At 44.1% G+C, this 17044-nt stretch carries 17 protein-coding genes; all 17 read right to left on the bottom strand.

What is annotated here, in order from left to right; translation table 11 throughout:
- Positions 1-35 precede the first annotated feature (35 nt).
- On the bottom strand, positions 36-809 hold the full coding sequence (locus BM003_RS07760; RefSeq protein ID WP_093671781.1) for a YlmH family RNA-binding protein: 774 nt from the start codon (positions 807-809) through the stop codon (positions 36-38).
- Positions 810-818: 9 nt separating this feature from the next.
- Positions 819-1085 carry a YggT family protein gene (locus BM003_RS07755; RefSeq protein WP_093671779.1) on the bottom strand — a complete coding sequence of 89 codons (267 nt, stop codon included), beginning with the start codon at positions 1083-1085 and terminating at the stop codon, positions 819-821.
- 16 nt (positions 1086-1101) lie between these two features.
- A complete protein-coding gene (locus tag BM003_RS07750; protein ID WP_093671777.1) occupies positions 1102-1527 on the bottom strand; it encodes a cell division protein SepF in 426 nt (141 codons plus the stop codon).
- 15 nt (positions 1528-1542) lie between these two features.
- A complete protein-coding gene (locus tag BM003_RS07745) occupies positions 1543-2223 on the bottom strand; it encodes a YggS family pyridoxal phosphate-dependent enzyme (RefSeq protein ID WP_093671775.1) in 681 nt (226 codons plus the stop codon).
- The gene (gene pgeF / locus BM003_RS07740) at positions 2220-3059 is read right to left on the bottom strand and encodes a peptidoglycan editing factor PgeF (protein ID WP_093671845.1); all 840 of its coding nucleotides are present in this window, start codon (positions 3057-3059) and stop codon (positions 2220-2222) included. Before pgeF ends, BM003_RS07745 begins: the two co-directional genes overlap by 4 nt.
- 80 nt (positions 3060-3139) lie before the next feature.
- The gene (locus tag BM003_RS07735; RefSeq protein ID WP_093671773.1) at positions 3140-3406 is read right to left on the bottom strand and encodes a YlmC/YmxH family sporulation protein; all 267 of its coding nucleotides are present in this window, start codon (positions 3404-3406) and stop codon (positions 3140-3142) included.
- A 194-nt stretch (positions 3407-3600) separates the two neighbouring features.
- A complete protein-coding gene (sigG, locus tag BM003_RS07730; protein ID WP_093671771.1) occupies positions 3601-4380 on the bottom strand; it encodes an RNA polymerase sporulation sigma factor SigG in 780 nt (259 codons plus the stop codon).
- 167 nt (positions 4381-4547) lie between these two features.
- Positions 4548-5258, bottom strand: a complete 711-nt coding sequence (gene sigE, locus BM003_RS07725; RefSeq protein ID WP_093671769.1) for an RNA polymerase sporulation sigma factor SigE — start codon at positions 5256-5258, stop codon at positions 4548-4550.
- A 29-nt stretch (positions 5259-5287) separates the two neighbouring features.
- On the bottom strand, positions 5288-6220 hold the full coding sequence (gene spoIIGA / locus BM003_RS07720) for a sigma-E processing peptidase SpoIIGA (RefSeq protein WP_245734149.1): 933 nt from the start codon (positions 6218-6220) through the stop codon (positions 5288-5290).
- 370 nt (positions 6221-6590) lie between these two features.
- Positions 6591-7763 (bottom strand): cell division protein FtsZ, encoded by a 1173-nt coding sequence (ftsZ, locus tag BM003_RS07715; RefSeq protein ID WP_093671765.1) that lies wholly within the window; start codon positions 7761-7763, stop codon positions 6591-6593.
- Between the two features lie 37 nt (positions 7764-7800).
- A complete protein-coding gene (gene ftsA, locus BM003_RS07710; RefSeq protein ID WP_093671763.1) occupies positions 7801-9087 on the bottom strand; it encodes a cell division protein FtsA in 1287 nt (428 codons plus the stop codon).
- A 409-nt stretch (positions 9088-9496) separates the two neighbouring features.
- Positions 9497-10267, bottom strand: coding sequence for a cell division protein FtsQ/DivIB (locus tag BM003_RS07705; RefSeq protein ID WP_093671761.1), 771 nt, complete (start codon positions 10265-10267; stop codon positions 9497-9499).
- Positions 10268-10431: 164 nt separating this feature from the next.
- A complete protein-coding gene (gene spoVE / locus BM003_RS07700) occupies positions 10432-11529 on the bottom strand; it encodes a stage V sporulation protein E (protein ID WP_093671843.1) in 1098 nt (365 codons plus the stop codon).
- A 64-nt stretch (positions 11530-11593) separates the two neighbouring features.
- Positions 11594-12958: a UDP-N-acetylmuramoyl-L-alanine--D-glutamate ligase gene (gene murD, locus BM003_RS07695; protein WP_093671759.1), complete on the bottom strand. Its 1365-nt coding sequence runs from the start codon at positions 12956-12958 to the stop codon at positions 11594-11596.
- Positions 12955-13932, bottom strand: a complete 978-nt coding sequence (mraY, locus tag BM003_RS07690) for a phospho-N-acetylmuramoyl-pentapeptide-transferase (RefSeq protein ID WP_093671757.1) — start codon at positions 13930-13932, stop codon at positions 12955-12957. The genes murD and mraY overlap by 4 nt, the downstream gene beginning before the upstream one ends.
- A 76-nt stretch (positions 13933-14008) precedes the next feature.
- A complete protein-coding gene (locus tag BM003_RS07685; RefSeq protein ID WP_093671755.1) occupies positions 14009-15397 on the bottom strand; it encodes a UDP-N-acetylmuramoyl-tripeptide--D-alanyl-D-alanine ligase in 1389 nt (462 codons plus the stop codon).
- A 37-nt stretch (positions 15398-15434) separates the two neighbouring features.
- Positions 15435-16910 (bottom strand): UDP-N-acetylmuramoyl-L-alanyl-D-glutamate--2,6-diaminopimelate ligase, encoded by a 1476-nt coding sequence (locus BM003_RS07680; protein ID WP_093671753.1) that lies wholly within the window; start codon positions 16908-16910, stop codon positions 15435-15437.
- Positions 16911-17044: the final 134 nt, after the last annotated feature.

Below are 17044 nucleotides of genomic sequence, written 5' to 3'. Positions count from 1 at the left end.
CCGGTCACCTCCAAGTCATTTTACAAACAATTCGTTTAGTTAAGTTTACCATATTGTATACGGATTTTGTTCTTTTTTGTCAAGCCGCTGTTCGATATTATTTTACTGCGGCCATATCCGCGGAGAGAAAGACAATCGCCTTCATGTATCTCGTAGTCACGTTTCTCAACAAGTTCCCAATTTACTTTTGCAAGCCCGCGTGAAATAGCCTCTGAAGCCTTCGTTCTTGGCAAATGATAGATTTCTGACAAAACTGTATCTAGCCTCATAGAGGAAATTGTCCCATCACTCTCTTGCCATTCATCGTCACTATGTATTAAAGCTTGCTGATCAACCGACTCGCAGGAGACACCCATTCTCCCTACGGAACTTAAATTAAGCATAAAATAAGGCTCAAGCTCTTTCACACAAATAAATTGAGCACGTCCCTCACCGATCAGCAAATCACCGATTTTGCTTCTTGACACGCCAGAACCGACAAGTGATCCGAGCAGTTGGGGATGTGCAATGGATCCGAACTTGGACGGATACCGAACTTCTAGGTAAGCGAGTTGAAACGGATCTTCGTCCGCTTCAACATACGGTGGAAGTAACAGCGCGCGCGCCCGTTCAGCTTGAGCATAGCCGCCGGAAAAGGACAGACGAATTTCCTCGTTATTTCCTATCAGTGATTTTAGGATTATCTGCTGCCTGGGATCGAGAAAATCGGTCAGTTTCGGTATATAATTTACGACAACTTGATCTTTCAAATCAAGAAAGTGATCGACCAGTGCATGCTCTTCAGGTCTGAAATGTTCATAGAGTGACATATGCCAGCCTCAGACAAATCTCAAGAGAATACTTTGAATACCAATTTGGGCAAACCAAAGAACGACAAAAGCAACCATCGGAGATATGTCGATCACGCCGCCAATTGGGGGTATGATTTTTCGAAAAGGGGACAAAAACGGCTCACATACTCGTTCAAAGAGCCTGCCGATTGATGAATCCTGTACGCTTGGTACCCAAGACATCAAAATATAAATTATTAATATCCATTTATAAATATTGATAGCCTCTGATACGATGAATGCAATCAAATACATAATTTCACCTCTGTAATTAATCTTCCGGCCAATTGCTGATCATGCCGGATATGTCCACTTGTTCCGGTGCGAAAAGAAATGTGTTCTTTCCAATTTTACGAATCTGCCCATTCAGCGCGAAGGATGTGCCGCCAATAAAATCAAGAATTCTCTGTCCTTGATCCTTGCTTGTCCCTTGGAGGCTACAAATAATCGTCTGTTTATTTTTCAAATAACCGACGATTTCCTCGACCTCTTCAAAACGCTTCGGCTCAACCAGAACAACTTTATTTTGCTGATGAACATTTTTAATGGCGACAATTCTGCCGCTTTTCTCCAGTCTGTGCTGACCCTGTACCGGTTTGCCGGTTTCCTCATCATGTGATACCGGCAGGTGGTTTTCTGAGCTGTTCACGGTCTCCTCAAGATCAAAGAATCGTTTCAATGTGCCTTTAAGACCCATGATTCCGTTCTCCTTTCATTCATTACCTACGAGTGACGTGCCAATTCTCACAAATGTTGCTCCTTCTTCAACAGCGATTTCATAATCATGCGACATACCCATGGAGAGCTCTGTGCATGGCGCATAGTCGATGTTTCGATCACGAATTCGGTCGCGTAGAATGCGCAACCGATGAAACACATGGCGAATCACATCTCGATCTTCTGTATTCGGTGCCATCGTCATCAAACCGACAATGCGAAGATGCTCAAATTCGGCTAATGCATCAATGAAAGAATCAAGTTTCTCTTCAGTAATGCCATGTTTGGATTCCTCGCCAGAGATATTCATTTCGACAAAACAATTTAAAGTTCCTTTTTTCATGCGTTTATTTAGTTCATTTGCCAATTTGAGACGGTCCAGGGCGTGAAAATAGTCTACTTTTCCAACAATATCTTTCACTTTTCTCGTCTGCAAGGTCCCAATCAGATGCCATGTCACACGGTCATCATGAATGAACGCCAGTTTCTCCAGCAAACCTTCTTTCCGATTTTCAGCGAGATGCGTAATCCCACTGTCTACAGCCTCCTGAGCGCGTTCGGCGGAAACGTATTTTGTAACGGCAATTATGGTAACGTCTTCGGAGTGCCGTCCTGAGCGTTCACATGCGTCCTCAATGAGGGACTGTACTTGTCTAAGATTATCCGCAACTTTCACGATTCATTGCTCTCCTTTTTCTTCATTCCGATATACCCCATCATCCGCCCTGTTTTTCCATGATCATGTCGAAAAGAAAAAAACAGATCGGGACGTGCGTACGTACTATAGCCGGTTATTTGTATCTGACGTTCAGGTACACCGCTCGCAACAAGAATTGATCGGTTCAAAGTTCGTAAATCAAGCAGATAGCTTCCGGAACCTTTGGAAACTACGGACTGCTCCCAAAGCGAATGGTCAAGCGTGCATACCTGATCAATCACTTTTTGATCAACCTCATAATCCTCGCCGCTTATTGATGGACCAATGACAACATGCAATGCTTCAGGTGTAATGTCAAGGTCACGCGTCATGCGTTCAATCATATGCGCAGCACCTCGGGCAACGGTTCCACGCCATCCGGCATGCATGATTCCAATCGCGTTAGGATTTTGCGCCTGATAAAAAATGGGAACGCAATCGGCGAAGCAAAGAGCGAGCAATATGTCCGGGTCAGTTGTAAACAAACCATCCACACCCTTGACAACCGAATCAAAGGACATTGCGCCTAATCCTGCAGATTTGTGCGTTACCCGGGCAATTTCCGTGCGATGCACTTGCTCCGCGCACACCCAGCGTTCAAGTGGAATGCCTATTCTCTGCGCGACAAGATGTCGATTTTCGAGTACATCGTCCGAACGATCACCGACATGAAGACCCAAGTTCATTGATGTGAAAGGTCCTTGACTCGTACCCTCCGTTCGAAGTGTAAATCCTGAATGGATTTCTAGATCGCCGGCATCGATTGTTTTCAAGCGCAACAAAGGTCCGCTTCGAAATGAAAAGGGTTCACTCACCGTTCTCATCCTTTCCTCATCAAAATGACCGGACTTTTCTTTTTATTTTACCATAATCATCGAGAAAACTCCTTAATTAGTTAATCTTCGCTCTTAATCGTCGAATCATGTTCGTTATAAAACCGGACAAGAATGACGTCAGCTCCAATTCTCACAATATTGTTCCATGGGACAACAATATCGTCCTCTTTCCCAAACAAGCCCATAATTTTTCCCGCTCCAGGTATAATCAAGTGATCAATTTTGCCCGAAGACAGATTCACATCAAGATCACCGATATGTCCCAATCGCTTTCCATTTTCGACATTCACAACTTCTTTGGTCTGAAAATCAGAAATTCTTGGCATTCATACCCCTCCTCGTACTGTCCCTTAATATATATGGGCGGAAGCAGGCGTTGAGAAGTATAAAATTGATCCTTTCCATTACCCCGGAAATAATCACTATGACATTAAAGAGCTCATCAGCTAGCTGTGTGCGGCGAACGCGTATCTGCCATCTTATTTTTCTGCGCAAAAAGAAACACTTGCAAGTGCAAGTGTTAGGGACCGATATCCTGATTCATTTCCTTTATGGCCATTTTCTCCAATCTTGATACTTGAGCCTGTGAAATGCCAATTTCTTGTGCGACTTCCATTTGCGTTTTCCCATAAAAAAAGCGCATCGCGACAATTCGCTTTTCACGGTCATGAAGTTTGTTCATCGCTTCTTTAAGTGAAATATTATCAACCCAATCCTTGTCTTTATGCTTATCATCACTAATTTGATCCATGATGAATATTGGATCCCCGCCATCACTGTAGATCGGTTCAAACAATGAAACCGGATCCTGTATCGCATCCATTGCGAACACAACATCTTCCACCGGTAAATCAAGCATTTTCGCCAGCTCAGCGGTTGTCGGTTCAGTTGAATGTTTCGCTATGTAACGCTCTTTGGCCTGAAGTGCTTTATAGGCCATATCCCGCAAAGATCGAGAAACACGAATTGGATTATTATCTCTTAAGTAACGACGAATTTCACCAATGATCATGGGAACGGCGTAGGTTGAAAACCGAACATTTTGACCCAAATCAAAATTGTCGATAGATTTCATTAAACCAATACAACCGACTTGAAATAAGTCGTCAACGGATTCCCCGCGGTGATAAAAGCGCTGAATGACACTCAGAACAAGGCGGAGATTCCCATTCACTAGCTTTTCTCTGGCCTCGAGCTTGCCTGATTGAAGTTCCGCGAAAAGCTTTCGCATTTCCACATTGGTCAGGACAGGAAGCTTCGACGTGTCCACTCCGCAGATTTCCACTTTATGCCGTGCCATATAAGATGACCCCCCATTGTCGAAAACTTGCGTTAGCGGGCTGATGAAAGAAAACACCGTGATCCATTTAAACGGCTTCTTTTTCAACCTCTGCTATATGGTCAAGTATCTCCGTAGGCAACCATTTTATGCACAGCAAAAAAGTGGAGATTTGCGAACACGTACCACTAAGCCATTTTGCTGAATTCTTTTTTTAGGCGTTTTATTATTCTTTTCTCAAGCCTGGAAATATACGATTGGGAAATGCCCAACTCATCGGCCACATCTTTTTGCGTTTTTTCCTTGCCTCCTGATAACCCAAATCTTAGTGTCATAATCTCTTTTTCACGATCATTGAGCATCAGCATTGCCTTCTTCAAAAGTGTGCGCTCAACTTTCCGCTCCATATTTTTCGTTGTTATGTCATTTTCCGTGCCTAGTACATCGGACAGGAGCAATTCATTGCCGTCCCAATCCACATTCAGAGGCTCATCTAACGAGACTTCAGAGCGTGTTCGACTGTTTCTGCGTAAATACATGAGTATCTCATTTTCAATGCAGCGTGAAGCATATGTGGCAAGCTTTATTTTCTTCTCCGGATTGAACGTGTTCACAGCTTTGATGAGCCCAATAGTACCTATGCTGATCAGATCTTCAATATTGATCCGTGTATTATCAAATTTACGAGCAATGTAGACGACCAAACGAAGATTTCGTTCGATAAGAGTCGCTCGCACTTTGGGGTCTCCTAAGGGAAGCATTTTCATTAATTCGGCCTCTTCTTCTTTTGACAAAGGCGAAGGAAGTCCTTCACTCCCACCGATATAATAAATTTCCTTTGGTTTCACACCAAGTTTAATAAGTACCCAACGCCATAGCTTCAAAAAAGTGGTTTTCATCCGGAATCAACCTCCCTATTTTTTTCATGTCATGAAGCCGTTTCAATGATCTTTCCATGCAGCAGCATGTCCGGGTTCAGAATACTGTTGAAGTCGCCGGAAGAACTCAGTGAATGATCGACAAATGCCACAAGTGATTTCGTACATTCGATCTGCTTGCCGTCAAGAAGGATTAGTACTTGATCAGGCCGCGCCGCGAGGGTTAACTGACCGGTACCATCAACAGCGCGATATGGAACCCATGCAATTCGGTTTCTCCAGTCATCCGGAATCCCCTCTAAGTTCAAAGAGGGCGATGATGCATTGTCTTTTTGAAACAACTCTTCCGGCACTCTCCCGGCACAAACGCTTTTTTCAAGAAACATCACAGGCGCTCGCGTCAACGGATCAACTAATTTATTCCCGCTATCAATCATCGCTTTTGTCTCAATGCAAACATCTAAGAAACGCACCGTGACATCCGCAAGTGTTGTACTGTTCCACTTTCTTACAACTGTCTGATCAAGACGCTTCTTCGAAAAGTACCAGAGAGCGGGAAAACCTACGATCACTGTGATCCAACTAATCGGATCACCATAATTCATAGTATTTAAAAAGCGGCTGTTCGCATAAAATGAACCGTCCTGAAAAAAGTAATGAACAGCGAATAATCCGCCTCCAATCGCAAAAGAAGTGAAATAAAATGCAGCAAGGTTTTGAAGAAAAACAGAAATTCGATGAAATCCGAACGCGACAAAAATAATCATGGCAGAATATAGCAATTTGCCAAACGGACCATCAACTACGAACGCGGCTGGTGTAAAAAGAATAAGCACAATTGCTGAAGCAATAAACGCCCCGGACCAAAATCGAAGCCGACTCGTCTGTCTTTTAAGCATGAGCGCAGTTAATTTTAATAGACAAGCATCAATAAATAGATTGAGCGCCCAAACAGCATCCAGATAGACGACCAACGCTCCCACCTTCTTTGCGTGTTTAGGAATAGTATACGGGCCATCTGAAGGAAAGTCTGTCGCTCTGTGGGTGGGATTTTGCAGTTTTTTTGGCTGCTTTTGTCGCAATTTTGATTTAAAAAATCTTTGAATCTTACTGTGATAGACTGACATTCGCAATACGTACTGACGTAAGCATCTTAGCGGGTCGTTCTGTCTGATGAGCTAACGGAGGGATAGTGGAAATGTCTTATTGTCTGTCCATTCATACCAAAATGTGCAATTTACTTTTATCTACGAAAAAAAGCCCGAAAACAGGAAATGAATCATTTCTGCTCTCGAGCTTGTTTTTTTATGGATCGTTCTGGGAGAAAATAACCAAGTCTAACAAATCAAGTCATTAGTCGTTTTTCCTGCGCCGATTACGCAAAAAGGTTGGAATATCAAGCGTGTCTTCATCTTCAACAATACTATGAGATCTGCGGACAGGCTTCTGAACGGGGTTCACCGCTTCCTCACGATGCTGTTCACGCAGTTTCGAAGTGTTCAAGCCTTCAGAGCTTTGTCTTCTGCGTAGAAAAAGATCCTGCTCTGCCTGCGGGGCTTCTCCGACCTTTTCACGTTCCTCAAAGCCGGTAGCAATCACCGTGACAACAATTTCATCATCCAGCTCTTCTCTGATGACAGAACCGAAGATCATATTTACTTCCTCATCCGCAGCTGTCGCGACAATATCTGCCGCCTCATTTACTTCATAAAGGCTCAGATTCGTGCCTCCGGTAATGTTCATCAGCACGCCTTTCGCTCCATCAATCGACTTTTCAAGAAGCGGACTCGAGATGGCCTTTTTCGCCGCGTCGGCAGCGCGATTCTCGCCTGATGCGACACCGATCGCCATGAGCGCCGATCCGCCTTCGGTCATGATCGTTTTTACATCCGCGAAATCAAGGTTGATCAAACCGGGAACAGAAATAAGATCCGAAATGCCTTGCACACCTTGGCGGAGCACATTGTCAGCTTCTCTAAAAGCGTCGAGCATCGGTGTGTTTTTGTCTACAATTTCAAGCAGACGATCGTTAGGAATAACGATCAATGTATCAACTTTTTCTTTAAGATTGGCGATACCGCTTTGCGCCTGCTTCGCCCGTTTTCTTCCTTCAAAAGTGAACGGACGTGTGACTACACCGACAGTTAAAGCGCCAACTTCCTTCGCAACTTCCGCGATAACAGGTGCAGCACCTGTTCCGGTGCCGCCACCCATACCGGCAGTGACAAAGACCATATCTGCCCCTTTAAGGATCTCTTCAACCTGATCATGACTTTCCTCAGCAGCTTTTTTTCCAACTTCAGGGTTAGCGCCGGCACCTAAGCCGCGTGTCAGTTTCTCGCCAAGTTGAAGCTTAACATCCGCCTTAGAAAGCTTTAGTGCCTGAGCATCAGTATTCGCACAAACAAATTCAACACCTTGAATACCGCTTTCGATCATTCGGTTAACCGCATTATTCCCGCCGCCGCCAACGCCAATGACTTTAATTTTGGCTAGATTTTCCGTGTCCGTATCGTGATCATACATTGTTCATTTCCTCCCATTTAATCATTCCGCAGCCCGATCAGTCAAAGAACAGATTAAACCAATTTTTCACTTTGGTTGTGACGCCTTCATGATCTTTAGGGGCTTGTTTTGATTTTTTCTTTTTCTGCTGTTTCTGTACAGCTTCATAACGGTCATTCTCGGGTGCAATCGCCGCTGCGATTTCCTTACCTTGTATTTTAACGTTGTGATAAGCAAATTGAATCAAACCGATGCATGCTGTATACTTCGGCTCACGCACACCAATATAGTCCGGTGATGCGATACGCACACTAGAGTTCAAGTGATGTGACGCAAGATCTGCCAAACCAGGCATCGCCGTAACCCCACCGGTTAAGACAAATCCCCCCGGCAAGTCATAGACCCCAATGCGACGCAGTTCTTCTTGAATAATGTCAAACATTTCTTCCATGCGTGCCTGGATGATCTCAGCCAAATCCTCTTGAGTCATCGTTTGTTTCTTGTCGCTTCCAATTTGTGATACGCTGAACGTATCTTCATCAGACGCCGCCCCTAAATAAGCAACGCCATGTTTGATTTTGGTCTGCTCCGCTTCATCCATTGGTATCTTCTGTATGATGGAAATATCCTTCGTCACATGATTGCCGCCAATCGGAAGCTCAAAAGTAGAAACTAAGGAGCCTTGATCAAATACGGCAACGCTCGTTGACCCGCCGCCAATATCCACCAATGCCACGCCTAAATTCTGTTCGTCTTCTGAGAGCGCAACCGATCCCAACGCAAGCGGTTGGAGACAAACATCCGATATCGTCAATCCTGCGCGTTCGACACATCGCAGAAGATTATGCAGCAAAGTCTTTGAACCGGTAATCAACGTCCCTTCCATTTCGAGACGAACACCGATCATGCCTCTTGGATCATGAATTTCATCAACACCATCAACAATGAACTGCTCTGGAATCACATCGACAATCTCGCGCTCAGGAGGAATTGACATGACCTGTGCGGCGTCAATCACCCTTGCGATATCTTCATCGCCAATTTCATGCGTTTCACCAGAAACAGCCACGACACCATGGCACCGCCGAAGCTGGATGTGATTCCCGGAAATGCCGACAATCACACTCTTAATATTAATACCGACCATCCGCTCCGCTTGTTCAACAGCGTTGCCAATTGAACGAACTGTCGCATCGATATCGACAATCGAACCTTTTTTAATCCCGTATGAGACCGCTTCTCCAACACCGACAACATTAAGCCTTCCATCGGCCATCTCTCCGATTACGGTCTTTATACTGGACGTGCCGATATCCAGACTGACAAAAACATCCTCACTGTTCATTCTGTGGCACCCCCTTTTTCTTGAATATCTTTGATGATTTCTCTATTCAGGGATGATTGGATCGAGTCAACCGACATTGAATAGTTACGACTTGTTTTAAAAGACACTATATTCAACCCAACACTTTCTTTGTTCCTGTTAGATAGAAACAAACCCTACTGTTTGTATTCTACAAATTGGAGCAATTCCCTTTTAAAATTTCATTCATATAAAAACACATTATATTTCATAGTTATATCGGCAAATTTCTAGGTAAAATAAATAGATAATTAGACCTATCCCTTAAAATAGCTAAAAAAATGCCTCATACAAAAGAATCTTAACTATTTAATAGTCTACACCAACTTGAATCACTAGAAAAGACAAAAATACATGATAAGCAAAATGTGCGAGGAGCGTTTTCATTCGTTTACTTCTGGGTATCTTCTTGTTCTGTATCGCTAGGAATAAAATAGGTGCCGACACTTAGATGAATTGTGCCGTGTTTTCCATTTGGAAGATTGGCAGCAATTTCAGGATACAGTTTAATATTCTTGGCAAACGTTTGTGTGCTTGCAATAACCTTATTCCCATCATTCATATACAATACAAGGTCATCCTCGCTTCCTGATTTCCCTATGTAATGAATATCAGAAATGTTATGTGTCATTTGTCTTGAAATCTTAGCGAGTCCTTCGGCAACCTTCTTAAGCGGCTCTGTCTTTGAAAATCCAAAAAGTATCGGTGCATCAACGGGAAGCTTTCCGCTTTGAAGCTTGCTTAGCGTCGTTCCATTTTGCAGAATAGGATAGAAGTTGCCGTTTCTCTGTATATAAGCTTTACGGGTATATTCTTTAATCGTGATTCTGACTTGATTCGGAAATTTCTTTTTCACAGAAACCGTCTGCACGGTCGGCAATTTTTTGATCTGGCTCATTACCGCCTTTTTACGAATATCCCATATATGTGTTTTATTCGAAATGCCGCTTGCTTTTATGACTTTATCGCTGCTCACAAGTTGCTGGCCCACTACTGAAATCGTTCGAACTCTGCTTAAGGGCGATTGAAAGTAAACGACAATAAGAATCAAGAGGAAAAAGACAGTGGCGTAAAAAGCAAAGCGCCGATTGGCCTTCTGTTTCCGCTCCTTTTTTAATTGGGGCAGACGATCCTCAAGCGCAACGACTTTCTTCTTATCCATAATACTCTCTCCTTTTTCCATCATCTTCTGGGCTTCGGCAAACTGTTTTCATCGCCGCAATCTATTATCCGGCATATTCTATTGTATTTTTTTTTTAATAAAACAGCAAACCCTGTTTTTATAACAGGGTTTTAGAATCTTCGTATTAAATTTACTGTTCTCACTCAATTCGTATGATTGCTGACGTTAAGCAAGATGCCAATTGATACAAGCATTAACGTCAATGAAGAGCCACCATAACTAAGAAAGGGCAGCGTGATGCCGGTGACAGGAATTAGCCCGGTGACAACCGCAATGTTGATCATAATCTGGATCGCAATCATGCCTGTAATACCAACTGCAAGCAGTGTTCCGAAAAGATCCGGTGCCTTGATGGCGATTAGTATGCCTCGCCAAAGCAACAAGCAGAAAAGAACAAGTACAAATGTCGCCCCGATAAAGCCAAGTTCCTCTGAGACAATGGAAAAAATAAAATCCGTTTCCGGTTCGGGCAGATATTGATACTTCTGTCTGCTTTGCCCTAATCCGAACCCAAGTAAACCGCCGGGACCTATAGCGAGTAAGGACTGTGTGATTTGAAAGCCTTTATCCCGAGGATCTTGCCAAGGATCAATAAAGCCTGTTAATCGTTTTATTCGATACGGAGCTGAAATTATCAAACCCGCAAAGCCAAGTAGTCCGAGCGAACCCATAGCGACAAAGTGTTTGATACGTGCGCCGGCGATAAAAATCATGATCACACAGGTGAGGACCAGCACCATACCTGTTCCAAAATCAGGCTGAAGCATGATTAGACCAAATGCGAGTAAAACAGGCATGAGCGATGGGATAAGTCCCTTTTTGAAAGATGTCAGATTTGATTGATGCTCTGAAATATATTTTGCCAGAAACACGATCAGCGCAACCTTAGTGAATTCTGAAGGTTGAATGGAAAAAGCGCCAACACCCAGCCAGCTGCTCGCTCCGCCTCTTACAAGTCCGACTCCAGGTATTAAGACAATGACGAGCAAAAAATAACAGCCGATCAAACCAACTTTCGCCCACGCTCTCCAAAAATGATAGTCGATGCGCATGACGGCGAACATCAAACCAACACCAACTGCAGCAAAGAGCAGCTGCCGTTTCAGAAAATAAAACGAATCACCAAAGTTCTCTGCCGCCTTGACCGCACTCGCACTGTACACCATCGTTAAACCGATTGCGAGCAGCGTGCATGTGATCACAAGCAAAAGGATATCCGGTGATTGACGATACTTGCGCATGAGCAACACTCCGTTCAGATCCAGGACATAGATTGCCGGATCATTCATCATCCGGCCTGTCCTCTTATCTAAACTTATTCACTTCTGCGATAAAAATGTCACCGCGTTGCTCGAAAGATTTATATTGATCCCAACTTGCGCATGCCGGTGAGAGAAGAATGACATCACCGGGTTGAGACAAGGCAAAAGCTTCAGGAACAGCCGACTCCACATTTTCAACTTCCTTGATTACTGGAATCTGCGCCTTAACACATGCATCCAGCAATTTCTTTTGGGTCTGACCGAAAAGAAGAACAGCCTTAACCGGTGCCTTCTTTAATTCAGGGATCAGCGCGTCAAATGTGTTGCCGCGATCCAGGCCCCCCGCAAGCAGAACGATCTCTTTTCCCGGGAACGCATGCAACGCCTTGGATGTCGCAATGATATTTGTTGCTTTAGAATCATTATAAATCGTTCGTCCCTGCACAACAGCCACATATTCAAGACGATGACGCGCACCTTTAAAAGAACGAAGCACCTCCGCCATATGCTCCACGCTGACACCATAAACACCTGCGGCAGCCACAGCTGCAAGTGCATTGAGCAGATTATGCTCACCCGGCAGACCCATCTCTTCAACCTTTAAAATCGGCTGATCCTTGAAATAAATAACTCCGTTCGAGACATAGGCCCCATTCGTTTCTTTGCGTGCAAGTGAAAATGGCACCTTCTGCGCTTTTGACTTTTCAGCGACATAGTTAACGACACGTTCACTGTCGCTATTGTAGACTAACGCGTCCTCAGAGGTTTGATTTACTGTAATCTGCGCTTTCGCTCTTGCGTAATTTTCTACTGTGCCGTGATAATCCAGATGATGATCGAAGATGTTCAGAACAACCGAGACATGCGGATGAAACCTTCTCGTCCCTTGAAGCTGGAAACTTGAAAGTTCGGCGACAATCGCATTTTTCTTTGTTGCAGTCTGAATAACGGCGGTAAGCGCAGTACCAATATTGCCTGCGACAATCGGTTCTAATGAGGACCCTTTCATCATCTCACCAATCAGCATCGTCGTTGTGGTCTTTCCATTAGATCCGGTTATACCAATGAATGGGGCATCCGACAGGAGTCCGGCTATCTCCACTTCTGTAACAACAGGTACGTTTTGTTCAAGAGCTTTCTTGATTAGCGGATTCGTATACGGGATACCCGGATTTTTGATCATTAAGGCGACATCACTATTTATAAGTTCCAGCGGATGACCGCCGTCAACAATATGCACGCCGATTGCTTTCAGACTGCGCGCATGTTCATTCGTACTCAGATCATTGCGGTCATTGACCGTCACGTTAGCACCCAAACTTTTCATGAGTTTCGCAGCCGCAAAACCGCTCTTACCAAGTCCTAAAACAAGAACCTTTTTGTTTGCATACTCAGTCAATGGTTTCAACTGACAACCCCCACTTTCAAATAAATTCCAATAACAGCGAGCATCAGTCCAACGAGCCAGAACACTGTGACCACTTTCCATTCCGACCAGCCTGATAATTCAAAGTGATGATGAATCGGGCTCATTTTAAAGACTCTGCGCCCTGTCGTTTTAAAAGAAATAACTTGAATGATTACTGATAGTGTCTCTATGGCAAAGACACCGCCGATCACAGCAAGCAAAATTTCCGTATTTGTAAGAATGGCCATGCCTGCGAGAGCTCCGCCGATAGCCAGAGAGCCGGTGTCACCCATGAACACACGTGCGGGATGTGCATTAAAAATTAAAAATCCGAGTAGTGCACCGAGCATGACCATCGCAAAAACAGCAACGCCAAGATTCATTGTAAACCATGCGATCACCGCGTAAGCCGCAAAAGCAATCACAGCTAAGCCAGAGAGCAAGCCGTCCATGCCGTCAGTAAGGTTCGTTGCGTTCGGAACACCTACCAGAAGAAAAATAACGAATAATGGATAGAACCAGTGTAAATTAAGCATTAAATTAGTGCCTGGAAATGAGAGATAGGTTGAATAATCATAACGTGTAATAATGAACCAAAAGATAAGCGAAATAATGATTTGAGCGGCCATCTTCTGCTTTGATGTGAGGCCCATGTTTCGCTTCATTGAAATTTTAATAAAATCGTCCAGCAGACCAATAAATCCAAATCCAAACGTGACAAACAGAAGCATATAGGTGTCCGGTGTCGTTACATGATATCTTAAACCCATGACGAGAATGCCCGCCAAGAGACCGATCAGAAAAATGACACCGCCCATCGTCGGGGTTCCGCTTTTTTTCTGATGGCTTTTTGGACCTTCTTCGCGAATGTACTGCCCAAAATGCAACTTCCGCAAGAATGGGATAAAAAAAGGTGCAAAAATAAGTGTCACAAGAAAAGAAATGGCTAATCCAAATAATAAAGTCAATGTCATGAATCCTTTCGCTCCTTTAAATACGCAGCTTACATTTATTAATTACTTTAATAATTTACTAGTTACACTGCATCGCTCACTGATTAGTTGATTCTTTTGCTCTCAGCTTGCCTGATAGTTCTTCCAGAGCAAGCAGTCGGGACGCTTTGAAAAGCATTACGGTCTTATCATTCAAAAGCGATTCAAGGTAAGGCTGGGCAGCTGCTTTTGTCGGGTATACGTGCACTTCCAGTGTTTCATCACCACCGATTTCTTGAAGTCCCTTCGCTATCCATGCACCTTTGTCGCCAATCGTGACCAAATGAGTCAGCGGCGCTTTCACAATCTCAGCGACACTTTTGTGAAGTGCTTCTTCATTTCTGCCCAATTCATACATGTCACCAAGCACAGCCACCCTCTGCTCAAAGCCGGGTAATGTCTTCAGGGTTTCAAGAGATGCCCTCATCGACGAAGGGCTGGCATTGTAACAATCATTAATCAGAACGGAGCCATTCAGTCCTTTGACTTTTTCAAAGCGCAATTTTGTCAGGCTCAAGTGTTCCAGCCCGTAGCGAATCTTCTCAATAGCCACACCAAGAATACGTGCTGCCGCAAAGCTGAGTACAGCATTCTTCACATTGTGCCTGCCAAGAACCGGTACATGAAACGATTCTGTCTGCTTGTTTAGTGTAAAACGACTTCCAGTCACAGATTCGTCAACATCTGTAATTCGCCAATTGTTTTGATCTCCAAAGCCGCAACGTACAATTTGAAAAACATTTGTTTGAATATTGTCGAGGAGCGGTTCATCTCCATCAATAATCAGTGTTCCGCGTTTTTTCAATCCATTGACAATTTCGAGCTTCGCCTTAGCGATTCCTTCTCTGCTGCCAAGATATTCAATATGCGACTCACCAATATTAGTGATTATCGCAAGATCCGGCCTCGCCATTTGGCTTAAATAAGTAAGTTCTCCGAAATGATTCATACCCATTTCCAGCACAAGAACATCGGTATTCTCTGGCATTGATAGAATCGTCAGTGGAACACCGATGTGGTTGTTCAGATTGCCCTGCGTCTTAAAGGTCCTGTAAGACTGGCTTAAAATGCTGTAAATCATATCTTTCGTCGTTGTTTTTCCATTCGATCCCGTGACGGCAATTATTTTAGGATGGACTTGATTCAGGTAGCTTTTTGCCATATTTTGAAGTGCCGCTAGTGTGTCACGAACAAAAAAAACAGGAAATCCGTCAGGAATCTTATCGGGAAGCGGTTCTCTCTCCATCCAGATTGCCGCTTCAGCCCCATGCTCAATTGCTTGCTTCAAATAGTGGTGACCATTGAAGTTTTCCCCCACCAAAGGCACAAAGAGACTGTCTGCCGCAGCTTTGCGACTGTCCGTCATGATATTCAGACGTTCTAAATGTCCCGCATCCCCGATTGTCTGAATCGCCTGGCCTCTGATTATATCTACTCCAATACCCATCGATTACTCTCCCTTAATGCGAACAGTTGCTGTCCGATCATTTATTTATATTATATCGTTCAAGGATAGCTGAACGTGCTTCTTCACGATCATCAAAATGATGCTTTTGCGTGCCGATAATCTGATAATCCTCATGACCTTTTCCTGCAATCAGAACAATATCCCCGCTATTGGCATGCTGCATCGCAAAGCGAATCGCCTGACGGCGGTCGGTAATTTTTCGGTAAGCGCGATTCGTTACACCGGTCTCCATTTCCTGAAGAATCGAATCAGGATCTTCAGTACGCGGATTGTCTGATGTTAGAATAGCAAGGTCGCTTTTGTCAACGGCAATTTTAGCCATGATCGGCCGTTTTCCGCGTTCACGGTCTCCACCGCACCCCACAATGGTAATCACTCTTTTTTCAGCGAATTCTCGGATCGTACTAAGCGCGTTATCGAGACTGTCCGGTGTGTGCGAATAGTCTACAATCACCGTGAAATCCTGTCCGGCGTCAACGGGTTCAAAACGTCCCGGAACCCCCTTTATCTGCTCCACCGTCTGAATCATTTCCGCTAGATCAAGTCCTTGTACTGAGCAGGCGGCGAGTGCAGCAAGCACGTTATACACACTGAACTTGCCGATCAGCTTCATTGAAACAGGGTAACTCTTCTCTCGGGTGTTCAAAATAAATTGTGTGCCCGCAGGCATTATTTGAATCGATGACGCATAGAAATCAGCGGGCTTATTGATCCCGTAAGTAATAACATGAGCCGCGGTCATGTGCTTATACACATCGGAAGCGGGATCATCCACATTCAGAACTGCTGCTTTTACTTGACCGGTACCATAGCTGTTGCCAAGCTGAGAAAAAAGTAAACTTTTAGCATACATATAATCTTTCATCGTTCCATGTAAATCCAGATGGTCTTCCGTTAAATTGGTAAAGATACCGACATTAAAGTCACAACCGTGTACTCTGCCGTCATAAAGCGCGTTTGAAGAAGTTTCCATCACTACAGAGGAAGCGCCCTGTGCTTTCATTTTCGCAAGACTTTTGTGAATCAAATGAACCTCAGGTGTTGTATTTTGAACAGGGATAAATTCATTCTTATAACGCATTCCCATCGTCCCAATCAACCCGGTATTGATTCCTGAAGCTTCCTGAATGGACTGGACGAGGTATGTGATGGTTGTCTTTCCATTTGTGCCTGTGACACCAACCATATGAAGATCATGACTTGGGTATCCGTAGAAGTGATCGGCGATCATTGCTAAAGCTCGATGCGTGTCCCCTACATAGATTACCGGAATTGAAACGTCAACACTGTCCTGAGCGATGATTGCGGCTGCACCGCTCTTTTCCGCTTGAATCGCAAAACGATGACCATCCACATGATGACCTTTGATGCATACAAATAGAGATCCAGGCTTCACAAGCCGTGAATCGATAATGAGATCGTTAATCTCTGGATTTCCCATTCCTTCCTGCCGAAAATTGGCAAGTGCCTTCAGGCAATCCGAAAGTTTCATTACTTGACACGTCCCTTGTCAACTTAATATGGAGCACTCACATAATTAACATGTGATCATTTCCAGCTATAATTCAGATAACATGGCGCGGGAATTGATCGAATACAACCCGTTTTTTTCCGCGCTTTATGTAT

The sequence above is a fragment of the Sporolactobacillus nakayamae genome (assembly GCF_900113325.1).
Classification (GTDB): domain Bacteria; phylum Bacillota; class Bacilli; order Bacillales; family Sporolactobacillaceae; genus Sporolactobacillus; species Sporolactobacillus nakayamae.
The sequence above is the reverse complement of the archived record's forward strand: the minus strand, read 5'-3'. Positions and strand labels throughout refer to the sequence as shown.

Excerpts from the sequence above, each read along its gene's own strand:
- BM003_RS07760 (WP_093671781.1), bottom strand. The coding sequence starts at position 809 with ATGTCACTCTATGAACATTTCAGACCTGAAGAGCATGCACTGGTCGAT.
- BM003_RS07755 (WP_093671779.1), bottom strand. The coding sequence starts at position 1,085 with ATGTATTTGATTGCATTCATCGTATCAGAGGCTATCAATATTTATAAA.
- BM003_RS07750 (WP_093671777.1), bottom strand. The coding sequence starts at position 1,527 with ATGGGTCTTAAAGGCACATTGAAACGATTCTTTGATCTTGAGGAGACC.
- BM003_RS07735 (WP_093671773.1), bottom strand. The coding sequence starts at position 3,406 with ATGCCAAGAATTTCTGATTTTCAGACCAAAGAAGTTGTGAATGTCGAA.
- sigG (WP_093671771.1), bottom strand. The coding sequence starts at position 4,380 with ATGGCACGGCATAAAGTGGAAATCTGCGGAGTGGACACGTCGAAGCTT.
- sigE (WP_093671769.1), bottom strand. The coding sequence starts at position 5,258 with ATGAAAACCACTTTTTTGAAGCTATGGCGTTGGGTACTTATTAAACTT.
- ftsZ (WP_093671765.1), bottom strand. The coding sequence starts at position 7,763 with ATGTATGATCACGATACGGACACGGAAAATCTAGCCAAAATTAAAGTC.
- ftsA (WP_093671763.1), bottom strand. The coding sequence starts at position 9,087 with ATGAACAGTGAGGATGTTTTTGTCAGTCTGGATATCGGCACGTCCAGT.
- BM003_RS07705 (WP_093671761.1), bottom strand. The coding sequence starts at position 10,267 with ATGGATAAGAAGAAAGTCGTTGCGCTTGAGGATCGTCTGCCCCAATTA.
- spoVE (WP_093671843.1), bottom strand. The coding sequence starts at position 11,529 with ATGCGCAAGTATCGTCAATCACCGGATATCCTTTTGCTTGTGATCACA.
- mraY (WP_093671757.1), bottom strand. The coding sequence starts at position 13,932 with ATGACATTGACTTTATTATTTGGATTAGCCATTTCTTTTCTTGTGACA.
- BM003_RS07685 (WP_093671755.1), bottom strand. The coding sequence starts at position 15,397 with ATGGGTATTGGAGTAGATATAATCAGAGGCCAGGCGATTCAGACAATC.
- BM003_RS07680 (WP_093671753.1), bottom strand. The coding sequence starts at position 16,910 with ATGAAACTTTCGGATTGCCTGAAGGCACTTGCCAATTTTCGGCAGGAA.